The organism is Shewanella sp. MBTL60-007 (genome assembly GCF_019654915.1).
Classification (GTDB): domain Bacteria; phylum Pseudomonadota; class Gammaproteobacteria; order Enterobacterales; family Shewanellaceae; genus Shewanella.
Genome location: NZ_BPET01000039.1, coordinates 40598 through 54880, shown reverse-complemented (window position 1 = coordinate 54880; position 14283 = coordinate 40598). Strand labels below are relative to the sequence as shown.

The 14283-nt window shown below is 44.1% G+C and carries 14 protein-coding genes and 4 tRNA genes; 10 read left to right on the top strand and 8 right to left on the bottom strand.

Features of this window, described 5'->3' with window-relative positions; genetic code table 11:
* From K5Q92_RS15280 to K5Q92_RS15260, 5 genes are all read left to right on the top strand, one after another.
* Positions 1-76 (top strand) — tRNA-Val (locus tag K5Q92_RS15280).
* Between the two features lie 37 nt (positions 77-113).
* A tRNA-Val gene (locus K5Q92_RS15275) sits at positions 114-189 on the top strand.
* Positions 190-227: 38 nt separating this feature from the next.
* Positions 228-303: transfer RNA gene (locus K5Q92_RS15270), tRNA-Val, on the top strand.
* A 37-nt stretch (positions 304-340) separates the two neighbouring features.
* A tRNA-Val gene (locus tag K5Q92_RS15265) sits at positions 341-416 on the top strand.
* A gap of 129 nt (positions 417-545) precedes the next feature.
* Entirely contained in the window at positions 546-773 is a 228-nt protein-coding gene (locus K5Q92_RS15260) for a hypothetical protein (protein ID WP_220769848.1), read from the top strand.
* Between the two features lie 89 nt (positions 774-862).
* On the opposite strand, the gene K5Q92_RS15255 is transcribed toward K5Q92_RS15260, so the two are convergent.
* On the bottom strand, positions 863-2092 hold the full coding sequence (locus K5Q92_RS15255) for an MFS transporter (protein WP_220769847.1): 1230 nt from the start codon (positions 2090-2092) through the stop codon (positions 863-865).
* 211 nt (positions 2093-2303) lie between these two features.
* Between K5Q92_RS15255 and K5Q92_RS15250 the strand changes: the two genes are divergently transcribed.
* Complete coding sequence (locus tag K5Q92_RS15250; protein WP_220769846.1) at positions 2304-3185, top strand: LysR family transcriptional regulator; 882 nt, start codon at positions 2304-2306, stop codon at positions 3183-3185.
* A gap of 101 nt (positions 3186-3286) precedes the next feature.
* Here K5Q92_RS15250 and maiA read toward each other — a convergent pair whose 3' ends face one another.
* The 5 genes from maiA to phhA form a co-directional block, all read right to left on the bottom strand.
* Positions 3287-3937, bottom strand: a complete 651-nt coding sequence (gene maiA, locus K5Q92_RS15245) for a maleylacetoacetate isomerase (RefSeq protein ID WP_220769845.1) — start codon at positions 3935-3937, stop codon at positions 3287-3289.
* A gap of 113 nt (positions 3938-4050) precedes the next feature.
* On the bottom strand, positions 4051-5037 hold the full coding sequence (locus K5Q92_RS15240; RefSeq protein WP_220769844.1) for a fumarylacetoacetate hydrolase family protein: 987 nt from the start codon (positions 5035-5037) through the stop codon (positions 4051-4053).
* A gap of 285 nt (positions 5038-5322) precedes the next feature.
* On the bottom strand, positions 5323-6864 hold the full coding sequence (gene tyrR / locus K5Q92_RS15235) for a transcriptional regulator TyrR (RefSeq protein ID WP_220769843.1): 1542 nt from the start codon (positions 6862-6864) through the stop codon (positions 5323-5325).
* 434 nt (positions 6865-7298) lie between these two features.
* Positions 7299-7637 carry a 4a-hydroxytetrahydrobiopterin dehydratase gene (locus K5Q92_RS15230; protein ID WP_220769842.1) on the bottom strand — a complete coding sequence of 113 codons (339 nt, stop codon included), beginning with the start codon at positions 7635-7637 and terminating at the stop codon, positions 7299-7301.
* A gap of 65 nt (positions 7638-7702) precedes the next feature.
* Entirely contained in the window at positions 7703-8494 is a 792-nt protein-coding gene (gene phhA, locus K5Q92_RS15225) for a phenylalanine 4-monooxygenase (protein WP_220769841.1), read from the bottom strand.
* 499 nt (positions 8495-8993) lie between these two features.
* Between phhA and galU the strand changes: the two genes are divergently transcribed.
* The 4 genes from galU to K5Q92_RS15205 all read left to right on the top strand — a co-directional run bounded on the left by galU (position 8994) and on the right by K5Q92_RS15205 (position 12204).
* Complete coding sequence (gene galU / locus K5Q92_RS15220; RefSeq protein WP_220769840.1) at positions 8994-9902, top strand: UTP--glucose-1-phosphate uridylyltransferase GalU; 909 nt, start codon at positions 8994-8996, stop codon at positions 9900-9902.
* A 41-nt stretch (positions 9903-9943) separates the two neighbouring features.
* Positions 9944-10963, top strand: coding sequence for a UDP-glucose 4-epimerase GalE (galE, locus tag K5Q92_RS15215; protein ID WP_220769839.1), 1020 nt, complete (start codon positions 9944-9946; stop codon positions 10961-10963).
* 233 nt (positions 10964-11196) lie between these two features.
* Complete coding sequence (gene napF / locus K5Q92_RS15210) at positions 11197-11676, top strand: ferredoxin-type protein NapF (RefSeq protein WP_220769838.1); 480 nt, start codon at positions 11197-11199, stop codon at positions 11674-11676.
* A 102-nt stretch (positions 11677-11778) separates the two neighbouring features.
* A complete protein-coding gene (locus tag K5Q92_RS15205) occupies positions 11779-12204 on the top strand; it encodes a polymer-forming cytoskeletal protein (protein ID WP_220769837.1) in 426 nt (141 codons plus the stop codon).
* A gap of 61 nt (positions 12205-12265) precedes the next feature.
* Here K5Q92_RS15205 and K5Q92_RS15200 read toward each other — a convergent pair whose 3' ends face one another.
* Positions 12266-12946 (bottom strand): DUF2982 domain-containing protein, encoded by a 681-nt coding sequence (locus K5Q92_RS15200; protein ID WP_220769836.1) that lies wholly within the window; start codon positions 12944-12946, stop codon positions 12266-12268.
* Between the two features lie 466 nt (positions 12947-13412).
* Positions 13413-14165, bottom strand: a complete 753-nt coding sequence (locus K5Q92_RS15195) for a YdcF family protein (protein ID WP_220769835.1) — start codon at positions 14163-14165, stop codon at positions 13413-13415.
* Positions 14166-14283: the final 118 nt, after the last annotated feature.

Genomic DNA, 14283 nt, shown 5'->3' with positions numbered 1-14283 from the left:
GGTCGATTAGCTCAGCTGGGAGAGCACCTCCCTTACAAGGAGGGGGTCACTGGTTCGAGCCCAGTATCGACCACCATTCTTTTCATAAAGAATTAAAACATTGTGAAATCCCAGGTCGATTAGCTCAGCTGGGAGAGCACCTCCCTTACAAGGAGGGGGTCACTGGTTCGAGCCCAGTATCGACCACCATTCTTTTCATAAAGAATTAAAACATTATGTAAATCCCAGGTCGATTAGCTCAGCTGGGAGAGCACCTCCCTTACAAGGAGGGGGTCACTGGTTCGAGCCCAGTATCGACCACCATTCTTTTCATAAAGAATTAAAACATTATGAAATCCCAGGTCGATTAGCTCAGCTGGGAGAGCACCTCCCTTACAAGGAGGGGGTCACTGGTTCGAGCCCAGTATCGACCACCATTCTCTAGTTTTCCCCTTTTTTTAGAACTTCCCTTTTATAAAACACCTTAAATTAATTCCATCCTATCTTTGTCACTCAAGTACGTTCTCTACTATTCTTTTAGAATAACCTTTAGTTGGACAAACCTTATGGCAGATGTCAGTCAATCAGCTTCATTAGCAAGTATTGCGGCCTATTTAAAACTGACTTACCAATACGATCAAGACACCGCACTTGTGGAAGCAAAGTCAGTGATGAAAAACCTCGTCAAAATGCGGCAAAAGGGTTTTATTACCGGTTGGTATTTCGATGAAAACGGTCATCTTGAGCTATTACCTAGCGATCACGTTATGCAACAGATAAATCCTAACAAATAGAGGGGAGTCAGCAGCTCTAAGTCGTTATAGCCTTAATCACATACTGACAAACAATAAGGCTCGCGCCCTTCCCCTCCTGCCAAATTTAGCTATGATTCCATCACTAACGGACCACAAGCAGACTTAGGCTGGATCAGTTTAAATACCACCAAGCTAAGTACCACTAAGCCCAGCACCGATCCCAACACCACACCTTGCCAACCCCATAACAACCAAAATGGCAATAAATAGGGACCACCTATTGCTGCGCCAAGGTAATAGCTACATAGATAAAGCGCCGTCGCTTTTGCTCTGTGTTCCTTTGCACGATAAGCAACCCATGCATTACAACTACTGTGAATTAAGAAGAAACCAAAGGCCGAGATCAAAAATCCTACAAAGATCGCCCCTAAACTATCGAACAGAGTGAGTAGACTCCCTGAAAATAGCGCTAGCACAGAATAGATAAAGACTCGCTTTAGCCCAAGTCCAGCAACCCATTTAGCCGAACAATAAGAGGCATAGGTTCCACTCAGGTAGCAAAGGAAAATAAGTGTCACTTCAAATCGCCCTAGCTTAAACGGGCTATCCATCAAATGAAGCTGAATATAGCTAAATTGGTTTACCATCACCATGAAGGCAAGTCCACCGACAAGGTATATAAGCCGTAGCTTAGGGTCGGCTAAATGGTGGCAAAAACCATTAAAGTCTGAGCGCTTTAGCGGCCATCGGCCTAATTCAATTTCAGGCTTAACGAAGTGACTCTTAGGCAAAAGATAACTCACAATAAGCGTACCACTCAAAGAAACAGCGGTTAATAAAGCCATCGCCTGTTGCCAATCTAGATACTGTGCCATCCCCCCACCTAGCAAACGCCCAACAATGCCACCAACACTATTGGCCGCAATATAAATTGCCCCAGCTTTTAACAGCGCATTGCTACCTAATTCATCTTTAAAATAGGCCATCGCCATTGCAGGAACAGAAGCAAGCAGTGCTCCCTGCAGCATTCTCAGTAAGATCAATTGATTAAACTCAGTAATGAACAAAGCGCAAAAATCTAGTACAACTAAGAGATACAGACTGATAAGGATAGGTTTTTTACGGCCAACACGATCGGAAAGCACTGCAAACAACAACAGTGAAAACGCCATGGTAAAACTGGTTACCGACAGCAATAACGTTGCATGGCTCTTAGTTACAGAAAATGAGTCCGCAATCAGTGGCAACATGCCTTGGACTAAATATAAATTGATAAAAATAACCATAGAAGCGAGAGATAAACTGATAATAAGGCGGATCTCGCTAGCATCTTGCCTCTGTGGACTGAGGGTATTCATGGGTAACTAACTCAAAATGTTTAATTACTCGATAGCATATCAACGGCTAACGCATAAGAATAACAACTAAAAAATACAAAAGTTATTGATTTTTGTTATAGCAACTTTAAAGTAGAAACCTTATCAACGGCCCAAAATTAATACTGAGCCAATACAAGAAAAGGCGCTAAACAAAGAGTGAACGCCGATTAAAAAAATAGAAAGAGTCAACATGGATATTAGGCAGTTAAAGTACTTAGATGCATTGGTTACAGTAGGGAGTTTCACCAAAGCCGCCGAGCAACTCAATATGGCCCAACCTGCATTGAGTCAGAGCATTAAGCGACTCGAACAGGAGCTTGGTGTCACGCTAGTTGATAGAGGCCCGAACAAAAGCAGTAAATCAATTTCGCTGACGGCCGAAGGCAATGCCCTGCACCAACATGCCAAGTTGATCATCAAGAAAATGGCTCAAGCTGAAGCACATATCAAATCGATGGCGAACCTCACAATGGGCGAAGTCAGGGTAGCTGTGCCGGGCATGCTAGGCTCATACTACCTTCCTAGTCGATTAATGGCGTTTCGGCATCAGCATTCACAGCTTAAGTTATCTCTGTTCGAAGGCGGAACCCGCGACACACTAAGAATGCTGCAAAATGAAGATGTCGATATCGCTATTATTACCGCCAACGATCTCACCGATGAATTTGACAGTCATTTGCTACTACAAGAACAAATGGTAGTTGCTGTTGGTAAAGAGCACCCACTTGCTAAATCCGATGCGGTAACGCTAGAAGCGTTTTTCCAACATGAACTGGTATTCTTTAAGCCTGGATATTTTCATCGTGATTGGATGCTCGAACAGGCTGAGCAATTGGGACTTAAAGCGAATATCGCATTTGAAACAAACTTAATTAACCTCATTAAACAGGTGGTAGCACAAGAATATGGAATAACCAGCGTACTAGAGATGGTGATAGAGAAACACGACAACATCTGCGCCAAACCCTTCTGCCCGCCTATGTTTTTAGACTTACATATCGCTTGGAAAAAGCAACGGCCTATCAGTCAAGCTGACAAGGCGTTTGTTGAGTTTCTCATGCAAAACCGTTAACTATACCAACGCTCGTTATTAAGCTAGATATAAGCCAATCAGTTCTTCAAATTTCTCGCAAAACTGTTAGCAATACTTAAACAATAACGAGCATATAGCAGTTAACTTGCGTCCAATTGGTTTTCGGGTACTGCATCTATAAATGCTTGCTGAGTCAAACAGTGTGCGTTTATACGCTCAATATTTGGGTATGGACTCATGTCGACCTTAAAGCGCTTGGCGTTATACACCTGAGGCACTAAACAGATGTCGGCAAGGCTTGGGTTATCACCAAAGCAAAAAAGCCCGCTATGTCGCGCTAGTTGCTTTTCTAATGCACTAAAGCCCTCTTTAACCCAATGATGGTACCAAGCCGTTTTACTTTCATCGGCAATATCTAGCTCACTAGCCAAATATTGCAACACTTTAAGGTTATTAAGCGGATGAACTTCACAAGCCACCGTTAACGCCATTGCGCGCACAACAGACTTGTCGAGCGGCGAGCTAGGCAAAAGTGCAACCTCTGGATAAACCTCATCAAGATACTCAATAATAGCGAGAGATTGGGTTAACACACGCTGCTGACCATTATCTTCAATAATGAGACTGGGCACTAACTCTTGAGCGTTTATTCGTTGATATTCGTCCTTATGCTGCTCACCGCCATCTTTAACCAGATGCACAGAAACTTGCTCTGCAACGAGCGACTTTAGATTCATCGCAATACGTACGCGATAAGCGGCACTTGAGCGCCAGTAACCGTATAGTTTCATCTGAGTACCGTCCTTATTTAAAAATCGATATATCCATTACAACTAGGGAGTCTATTTATAAAAAAGGCTAACTCCTAAGAATTAGCCTTATCAGCGCTACAATCAACAAGGTACTAAGCCTTATACTCCACGACTTGCTGGTCAATCGAACCAAAGATGCTGTTATTGTTTTCATCAAGCATTTCAATACGAACCCGATCACCAAAGCCCATGAATGAGGTCGTCGGCTTACCCTCAGCTATGGTTTCAAGCATACGAGTCTCCGCAAGACAGCTAGAGCCTGCGCTGCGATCATAGTTTGAGATAGTGCCTGAACCGATAATTGCTCCCGCGCCAATTGGACGAGTTTTAGCCACATGAGAAACCAGTTGGCTAAAGTTGAACGTCATATCAACTCCGGCATTAGGACGACCAAATAGCTCACTATTAAGATGAGTAATTAACGGCAGATGGATCTTAGAGTCCTGCCACTTATCTTCTAGTTCATCAGGAGTCACCGCCACAGGTGAAAAGCTACTCGATGGTTTTGATTGGAAGAAGCCAAATCCTTTTGCAAGCTCACCCGGAATAAGGTTTCTTAGCGATACGTCATTCACTAGCATCAGCAACTTAATATGTTGCTCGGCATTTTCAACTGATACGCCCATGGGTACATCATCTGTGATCACTGCAATTTCAGACTCAAAATCGATGCCCCACTCTTCGCTTGCTAGCGGGATATCCGCCTTAGGCGCGATAAAGCTGTCAGAGCCCCCTTGGTATACCAACGGATCTGTCCAGAATGTTTCTGGCATCTCGGCACCACGGGCTTTACGCACTAACTCAACATGGTTGACGTAGGCACTCCCATCAGCCCATTGATAGGCTCTTGGTAGCGGAGACAAACACTTAGACTCATCAAAATCTACCGCGTTATCCATCATGCCCCTGTTTAAAGCATCGTACAGCTCAACTAGCTGTGGGTTCAGCAACTCCCACGCATCCAGCAGTTGCTGCATCGTATGAGCAATAGCAGGTACGGCAACAGCCTTGGTCAAATCTTTGCTAACCAACATCAGTTGACCATCACGGCGTCCATTATCATAACTTGCTAACTTCATCCTCACTCCTAATAAATTGTGGCTTGGCTGCGATACGTGCTTTGTTCTTTTGCGTTAGCAGCGAGCTTTTACCAAAATCGAAACATTGGTTATAATTCGAGACTGGGTCATAGAATGACATCAACTTGCTACTCAGTGGAATAGTGTGAACAAAATCACAGTTAATCACTTTAACCCCGCCAATGTAAACTTATTGATACAACCTCCAATTAATAGGCTAATGACGCTCCTTTTTATCAGCCACAGCCTATTTAAGCATGAGTCGACGGCAAACTATTTTTACACCTACTTAGGTTTGTTTATCTTATATTCCCGTAGCTTGTTAGCAATTGCCGTATGTGAAACGCCTAACTTCTTAGCCAACTGCCGCGTACTCGGATAGGCAGGATAAAGCCTGCGTAAAAGGCTCGCTTCAAACTGTTTCATCGCCTGCTCGAGGCTGCCCTCAAACTGGTGGTCGAAATAGCCAAAGCCTTCAGCATAAGAAGGTAACTTTAACTGTTCAACAGTAAGCTCGGCATTTCCATCCCACATAGATACCGCCCTAAAAATCGCATTTTTAAGTTGGCGTACGTTACCCGGCCATGCGTACCCGAGTAAATGCTCTCTACACTCTCCGGATATACGACGAATAGGTATAGATAGCTGCTGGCTATAATGCTCTAGGAACATCTCTGTAAGCGGAATAATATCGACTTTGCGTTCACGTAACGCCGGCACATGAAAGCTCAATACGTGGATGCGGTAATAGAGATCTTCTCTAAACTCGCCACTTTGGCATAATTCGGCAAGATTCTTCTGAGTGGAACAGATAATACGCACATCGCTGCGGATCTCTTCATCACCGCCTACTCGCCTAAAAGTGCCATCTTGGATGAATCGTAATAGCTTAACCTGAGCCGACTTTGACATCTCGGCAATCTCATCGAGGAAAATTGTTCCACCCTTCGCTTCCTCAATAAAGCCACGCTTAACGACGCTGCCATTGCTAACGAAGCCAAAAAGCTCCTCTTCGGCCGCGCTGTCGGGCATAGCAGCACAGTTAATGGCGATGAAAGGGTGTTCGCGGCGCATACTGGCATCGTGGCAGGCTCGAGACATCAACTCTTTACCTGTCCCAGTTTCACCTGTGATCAATAAAGGCGCATCAAGCTGCGCCATACGGCGTGCTTGAACCAGCACCTCCTTCATCTTGTCACTGGTTGCTAATACGTTTTCAAAACCACTCGATTGGTTTTGCAATGCATTGAACTGCTTACCTAGTCGCGCCGGGGATTTCAGCGATACCACTGCACCGGCTAAAATAGGGGTGTCACTGCCGCTATCAGGCAGGTAAATGGGTAACATTTCGGCGAGGTACTCATTTTCACCTATGTTCACCCGTGTCGCTTGAGCCAGTACGGTTGACTCACTCAACCAACGGCTAAAGCTAAAACCATGAACCCAATGGTTTATCGGCTCATCGATCACCTCGTGCTCAGCCATACCCACTGTGTGCAAGGCCGATTCATTAACGATTCGGATCCGCCCTTTGACATCGATAGAAAACACCGAATCAGGTAAGGTTTTCAATAGGGTTTTTAAGGCGTAGTGCTCCTGCTCTGACGGCATGAAGGAAACGGTACGCACATCATGTACGCCTTCGACTTTTCGAATTAGGGGTAGTAACTCACTGAGCGTATCAAAACTGACTTCGGCAAATTGTAGATAAAGAAAACCTTGATTACTTGCATCAATCGCAAACAAGTTGATCCCATAGTCTTCCATGATCAACAAGATATCTTTGGCAAGACCGACACGGTCCAAACAGCTGACTTCCAAGCGCATACTATTGCAGTTCCCTTTTTTAAATACTCGTTATTGGGATAACACTACTTACCAGAAGTGAATAAGCTCAGTTTGTGGAGCAGGTTTATAGCAACATGCACTTCTGTAATCGCCTATACGTTAGAAGTTTATCGGTGCCGTGGCAAGACTTGTTTACAGTGGATTTGTAACATTCTATACGGAAAAGCCAAGAAACTCTCGGCTCTGAATTCTCAAACGCTTCACAGTTAAGGCGCAGCGTAGACACAAACAGCGTTCAGCCCTCGCTTCTTAGTGAAAACACAAATTAACAAGGGGCTGCAACAACAGGTATCGCTGACTGTTTGGCCTGAAATGTACGCAGCACCCAGCGCCTCACAGCTCCTGTTTTCCAATGTTTCTTGCCACTCTTACATGAGGCTTTTTCTTAAATACTTTTCTTTTTGCGCGATCTTCTAATCTAGCAGCGCATCGGTCTTGGCCGCCATGATGAAGTCATTCTTATGTAAACCCTTTATCGAGTGAGACCACCAAGTAACGGTAACCTTCCCCCACTCAGTCAAGATGCCTGGGTGATGAAAATCGGCTTCAGCTAAATCAGCTAACTTATTGGTAAACGCCATTGCCAACTTAAAATTCTTGAATTTATAAACACGCTCTAATTGCATAACTCCGTCACGAACCTCAACCCCCCAATCAGGGATTTTTGCGATTAATTGTGCGAGCTCCTCATCAGTAACTTTCGGTGCATCTGCGTGGCAAGCTTCACATTTCATTTGCGCTAATTCAGTCATTTCTGTTCCTCAAACGATTCATTATTTTCTTATTCAACATTCAATACTTAAAGCTTACTCTTTACTTAACCCGCCTTAGCAGGGAATGTCGGTTTAAATAACCCTAAGCTTTGCGCTTTTTTTACCGCAGCCATAATGTCCATCTCAGCTATCGTACCCAAATCACTGACATTCTCGATGGCGTAATAGATTGGCTGCATAATATCAATTCGATAAGGCGTACGTAGTACATCGACTAAGTCAAACGGTCTGATCTCAGGCTGATCTCCCATAACATATAGGGTCTCACCAGGAGAGCTTAAAATACCTCCACCGTAGATCCGCAGTTCATCACTTTTAGAACGCAGTAAACCAAACTCAACCGTAAACCAGTAAAGCCTAGCTAAAAAAATACGCTCCTCTTTATTTGCTGCAAGCCCTAATTGCCCGTACTGATGTGAGAAGTGGGCAAAAGAGGGGTTGGTGAGTAGTGGACAATGCCCAAAAACCTCGTGAAAAATATCCGGCTCTTGCAGGTAATCAAGCTCCTCACGGCTACGGATAAAGGTCGCCACTGGAAAGGATTTATTTGCCAAAAGTTCAAAGAACTTACCAAATGAGATGAGCGCTGGAACCGCCGCTGTTTTCCAACCTGTCGCTTGCTGTAATACACTGTCAATTTCCGCTAGCTGCGGGATCCTATCTCTGGCCAGATCAAGTTTATCTAACCCCTCAAGGTATTCTTTACAGGCTCGCCCCGGCAGATTAATGCTCTGCCTTTGATATAGCTCAGACCAAATTTCATGTTCGGCTTGAGGGTAATCAATATAGCCATTCACATCTGGTAAGCGCGCTGTATAATTTTGCTGTTTGCTCATAGTTATTTACTCATGTTACTAGCCACTAGCTAAAGCAAATCGCTTTATGTCGTACTCAGCTAGTGGATGATAGAGTGCTTACTTCATACTTAACTAAAGCTGCAAATTTGTTAACCCGATCACAGTTTATTCTTCACCCACAAACCTCACATCTATGTAACAATAATTTTACACGCGAATATATTCATCCCCTAAAACTACCTAGCTATAGACATTACTACCGTATATAAAAATTGACATCTAAACTCAGAAGCCACAAGAAGCAACTCTTCAACTCAGGCATTTACGATTCATTGTTAGGATTGCCTTTATCAGATTAAGTCTGCTCTCCTGTTTTTTCACAGACACTTAGCCTACAAAACAGCCAATATTGAACATAAAGTAATAAATAAGTTTAATATACAGCTCTCTTTCAGCAAATCTTCCCCAATACTTCCCAGTTTCAGTATAGAATGTAGGTTTGTATGGCAACTCCTGATTTAGAATAGATAGGAATAGAATGAAACAACATAAAATTCTCAAGGCGGTCATCCCTGTAGCAGGCCTTGGAACGCGCATGCTTCCAGCCACGAAAGCTATCCCTAAAGAGATGCTGCCGGTTATGGATAAACCACTGATCCAGTATGTTGTTAACGAAGCTATCGCTGCTGGGATTAAAGAAATCGTCCTAGTAACCCACGCCAGTAAAAACTCCGTTGAAAACCATTTCGATACCAGCTTTGAGTTAGAAACCCAACTTGAGCGCCGCGTTAAGCGTCAACTGCTGGCTGAAGTACAGGCTATTTGCCCGGACGACGTCACTATTATCAGTGTGCGCCAGTCTCAAGCTAAAGGCTTAGGCCACGCGATTTTGTGTGCCAAGAGCATTATCGGTGATGCACCATTTGCCGTGCTGTTACCAGACGTGCTCATCGATGATGCAAGCAGTGACTTAAGTAAAGAAAATCTCGCCGAGATGGTTACTCTTTATAATAAAACTGAAGTTGGCCAAATCATGGTTGAGGGTGTGCCTCACGAGCTTGTTAGTCAATATGGTATTGCCGATATCAATGGCGAAGAGCTAAAACCAGGAGAGTCACTGCCATTAACTCAATTGGTAGAGAAGCCAAGTGTAGAAGATGCGCCATCTAACCTAGCCGTTGTTGGCCGCTATGTACTGCCTGCCGAAATTTGGACTTATCTAGCTAAGACTCCAGCTGGCGCGGGGGATGAAATTCAACTAACCGACGCTATCGCCATGCTGATGGAAAACCAAACGGTAAATGCATATTACATGCAAGGTAAGAGTCATGACTGTGGTAATAAGCTGGGCTATATGCAGGCTCACGTAGAGCATGCGTTACGTCACAAAGAGATTGGCTCAGAGTTTGCTGAATACCTAAAGGCTGTGGTTAAGACGCTTAAGTAATGGACTCTTGAACATCTGTCCAGATGAAAGGATTTTAAACAATGACGATTTTAGTTACCGGCGGTGCCGGTTATATCGGAAGCCATACCGTTGTAGAGCTACTCAATAACGGTAATGACGTTGTTATCTTAGATAACCTCAGCAACTCCACTGTTACCGCACTTGAGCGAGTCGAGCAGATCACAGGTAAAGCCGTTACATTTTATCAAGGTGATGTTCTTAATAGAGCCTTCTTACAAAAACTGTTCACAGATCATGATATTAAGTCAGTGATTCACTTTGCTGGCTTAAAAGCTGTAGGTGAATCAGTGGCACAGCCACTACGTTACTATGAAAATAACGTCACTGGTACAATCGTATTATGTGAAGTGATGGCAGAGTTTAACGTTAAAAACCTCGTATTTAGCTCATCTGCTACAGTGTATGGCGACCCGGCGAGTTTACCTATCACCGAAGAGTTCCCTACAGGGGCAACGAACCCCTATGGTCAATCCAAACTGATGGTTGAGCATATACTCGCTGACCTTTATCACTCAGATAATAGCTGGAATATAGCCTTATTAAGATACTTCAACCCAGTAGGTGCTCATGCAAGTGGCTTAATTGGTGAAGACCCAAATGATATTCCTAATAACTTAATGCCGTTTATCACTCAAGTTGCTGTCGGTAAACGTGAGCAATTAAGCGTATTTGGCAGTGATTACGATACTGTTGACGGTACAGGTGTTCGCGATTACATCCATGTGGTCGATCTCGCAATGGGGCATTTACGAGCACTAGATAAGCTAGCTACTCAATCAGGATTGGTGACCTACAACTTAGGTACAGGTCAAGGTTATAGTGTACTAGAAATGGTTAAGGCGTTTGAAAAAGCAAGCGGCACAACAATCAAATACCAACTGGTTGACCGTAGGCCTGGTGACATTGCGGCATGCTATGCAAACCCAGAAAAAGCTCATAAAGAGCTAAACTGGCAAGCGACTCATAGTATCGATGATATGGCGCAAAGCAGCTGGCTCTGGCAGTCGACTAACCCGAATGGTTATCAAAGCGAAGTCTAAGGCATTAGGTTCTAGGTTCTAGGTTCTAGGTTCTAGGTTCTAGGTTCTAGGTTCTAGGTTCTAGGTTTGGTAAACATAGATAAAAAGCTAAACTGATACTAGCTTTTGATTTAGCTTTTCCTAGAATCTAGAAGCGAAGCGGCCTCGCAGTGAGCCTGCGAACGCCCTAGAGCCTAACGTCCCTGTATGCCAACAAACGTACAATCTTAATACCTTTTAAAAAGAGCCGATAAATGAGTAGCATTAACCAAAGCAGAAGAAGACTTTTCAGCCGCAAAAAGAATGATGCTGTTCGTCCTCCATGGGTAAAGCAGACAATCGAATTTACCGACGAATGTACCCGCTGCGATAAATGCATCTCTGCCTGCGAAACACAAATCATCATCAAAGGCGATGGTGGCTTTCCTGAAGTTGATTTTAAAATTGACGAATGCACATTTTGCCAAGAATGCGCCAATGTCTGCCCAGAAGACATCTTTGAAAGCACCGACACAGCTCCTTGGCAAGTAAAAGCCAACATTCAAGATAATTGTATGGCTTATCAAGGTATTTGGTGTCAAAGCTGCAAAGATGCCTGTGATCCCCGTGCTATCAGTTTCTCCTTAGCCATTGGCAAAGCCCCTCTTCCTAAAATTGATATCGAAGCATGCACTGGCTGTGGCGCTTGCGTAGCCCCCTGCCCATCGACAGCAATTCTGGTTCGCAACGTATAAAAACAGCCAAAAATATGACGTATAAGCGCCAAATTTAAGTGGTTTTGTTTCCTTTAATTTCAAGGTAACATCTAAGCAACTTAGACTGACTGTGGCACGATTATGTTTAGAAAAAAAAGAAGCGGCGGGTTAACTTTTATCGCTCAAGGCACCCAGTTTACGGGTGAAACAGAGTTTGCAGCAGAGGCTCTTATTGCTGGTGAGATCTTCGGTAAAGTGCGCTCCAGTGGCAATATCACTATCGAGCAAGGCGGACTAGTTGATGGTAAGCTTCACTGCTCAGAACTTCGAGTATCAGGCACCTTTCGAGGTAAATTAACCTGTGAAAAGCTAAATATTACCAGCACAGGCTTGGTTGATGGTGAAGTAAACTGCCAGTCGATGGAAATTTTTGAGGGTGGCCAATTTATCGGTATGCGTGTAAGAGACGACATCGCCTTCCTACCTTCCAAGTCAACGCCAAAGCAAGAGCAGAATAACCCCTCTCAAGAAGATAACATTGAAGATGCGGAGTTAAGCATCAGCTAAGCATTCATTATATCTTAGCCTGCTCACAGCCCTCTTATTCAACATGCATAAAAGCTCTGCGCTACAAAAGCTCAGAGCTTTGCTGCTTATAGTCCCTGAGTAATTTAAGAAACTCATCAGCGGGCCTATCTATCGTATCCGTTGCGATAAATAGGTGATAACCTAAGTGTGAATTTAATATCCGGCAGCGATGGCCAAACATGGCTAACACGCCCTTATAACGATCATTATCTTCGATAAAAGGGGTAAACTCTGCACACATCTGGCTCTCTAATGCCGATAGGTCTTCATCTTGAGCAGAAGCGGTCATCAATAGAGGTCGCTGCTCGGTTAATAGCCCCGCAGCCAGCCTCAATGAAATACATTCTAAAACCGGACTGACCCGTTTAAGTTTAATTCCAATATAAGGTAAGGTCAGCGTATCGAGTCCCTGTGTGACTCGTGGTTGGTCGACTCTTTGAATATTCTGCCATTCAATCGCCACCTGCCCGCGGCGATGAAAATAAGTTATCCCCTCTTTGGTCAACTCTACCGTCACCTCTGGTTCAACCAATTTCGAACCACCCAGCACCAGCCCTATAGCGCCCAAGGCAAAACAGATAATTCCCGGAGCAAATAGATGACTTCCTGATAAGAAAAATCCAAGCCCTAAAACGACGCCTATAATTCCAGCTAAAGTCAGCGTAATCCCATTACGTTTATTGATCGGTCTTATAAATACAGCTTCATCTATCAACTTCACATACTCTTATTGTTTATGGGCACAGCGCATATCGCGAACCCTAGTTATCAAAGAAGGTTCTAGGGGCAAAAGGGCAAAAGGGCAAAAGGGCAAAAGGGCAAAAGGGCAAAAGGGCAAAAGAAGATTCTAGGTGCAAAAGAAGATTCTAGGACGTTCGCAAGCTCACTGCTAGAGCGGCCTACGGCCTGCTAGGAAAATCAACAGCTTTTGCTTCTACTTCTACTTTTACTTCTATTTCTACTTTTACTTTTGCTTTTACTTTTGCTTCTTCGTCTTAGCTCTAGCCGTCTCAGCTCTAACCGTCTTAGCTCTACCCGTCTTAGCTCTAACCATCTTAGCTCTAACCGTCTCAGCTCTAGCCGTCTTAGCTATAACCGTCTTAGCTCTACCCGTCTTAGCTCTAGCCGTCTCAGCTCTAACCGTCTTAGCTCTACCCGTCTTAGCTCTACCCTAAAACCTGTTTTTCCTAGGACCTAGCACCTTCTTTTTCATGTTTCAATTTAAACCAAAGCAGCCCCATATATTCATGAATAGCCCGCTGAGAATTTAATAAATTCTGCGCATCAAAGCGCCACCAATAGGTCTCTCTTTGCGCAAAATCGGTCGGGGCGGCAGAGACATTTAACTGTGCATCGGTAAAAATCGCCATCGCTCTAGGCATATGGCTGGCCGACGTAACTAGCCTGAAAGGTGCATCGCCCACCTCCCATTTCATAAACTGCGCTTCTTCGATGGTATCCTTCGCCAAAGGAAATTTTATAATGGACTGTGAGGCAACCCCTAATTCAACGGCAGCATCAAACATCACATCGGCGTGGGAACGCGTAGAAAGCCCCCCGCTCCAACCACTCACCACCAATTTACAGTCCTGACCAAGAGAAAGCTGGCGTACCCCCTCAGTCAATCGAGCCAAGGCAGTGTTAGAGAGTTGCTGAACTGCAGGCAAATTTGCATTTTCATCATGCCCGCTGCCAAGTACCATCACCAAGCAGCCTTTTCCTATTGGTTGGCTGTTTACTGAATATTGATCCTCTAAAGGAGCCAGCAACCAATTACTGCCCCAGCCGCTACTCAAAATGACCAGTAGGGTTGCTGCTAACACTAATAACGCTTTTGAAGAGCGACGATTACGCATGACTAGGTAGGCAAGCACAATTAATAACAGTAATAAGGGGACAGGCATAAAAAGCTGCGAGATAATTTTTTTTACCCAAAACATAAAGCAATGGCCGATATTAGATGAAAAATATTTATGAAGTGTAGCATGTTATTATAATCATTAATGTTATCCGCTGTAATTCATGGCTAGATAGCAAAACACTATCAGTCAACACCTA

What these genes read in the sequence shown, in the direction of transcription:
- K5Q92_RS15260 (WP_220769848.1), top strand. Translation starts at nt 546, where the DNA reads ATGGCAGATGTCAGTCAATCAGCTTCATTAGCAAGTATTGCGGCCTAT.
- K5Q92_RS15255 (WP_220769847.1), bottom strand. Translation starts at nt 2,092, where the DNA reads ATGAATACCCTCAGTCCACAGAGGCAAGATGCTAGCGAGATCCGCCTT.
- K5Q92_RS15250 (WP_220769846.1), top strand. Translation starts at nt 2,304, where the DNA reads ATGGATATTAGGCAGTTAAAGTACTTAGATGCATTGGTTACAGTAGGG.
- maiA (WP_220769845.1), bottom strand. Translation starts at nt 3,937, where the DNA reads ATGAAACTATACGGTTACTGGCGCTCAAGTGCCGCTTATCGCGTACGT.
- K5Q92_RS15240 (WP_220769844.1), bottom strand. Translation starts at nt 5,037, where the DNA reads ATGAAGTTAGCAAGTTATGATAATGGACGCCGTGATGGTCAACTGATG.
- tyrR (WP_220769843.1), bottom strand. Translation starts at nt 6,864, where the DNA reads ATGCGCTTGGAAGTCAGCTGTTTGGACCGTGTCGGTCTTGCCAAAGAT.
- K5Q92_RS15230 (WP_220769842.1), bottom strand. Translation starts at nt 7,637, where the DNA reads ATGACTGAATTAGCGCAAATGAAATGTGAAGCTTGCCACGCAGATGCA.
- phhA (WP_220769841.1), bottom strand. Translation starts at nt 8,494, where the DNA reads ATGAGCAAACAGCAAAATTATACAGCGCGCTTACCAGATGTGAATGGC.
- galU (WP_220769840.1), top strand. Translation starts at nt 8,994, where the DNA reads ATGAAACAACATAAAATTCTCAAGGCGGTCATCCCTGTAGCAGGCCTT.
- galE (WP_220769839.1), top strand. Translation starts at nt 9,944, where the DNA reads ATGACGATTTTAGTTACCGGCGGTGCCGGTTATATCGGAAGCCATACC.
- napF (WP_220769838.1), top strand. Translation starts at nt 11,197, where the DNA reads ATGAGTAGCATTAACCAAAGCAGAAGAAGACTTTTCAGCCGCAAAAAG.
- K5Q92_RS15205 (WP_220769837.1), top strand. Translation starts at nt 11,779, where the DNA reads ATGTTTAGAAAAAAAAGAAGCGGCGGGTTAACTTTTATCGCTCAAGGC.
- K5Q92_RS15195 (WP_220769835.1), bottom strand. Translation starts at nt 14,165, where the DNA reads ATGTTTTGGGTAAAAAAAATTATCTCGCAGCTTTTTATGCCTGTCCCC.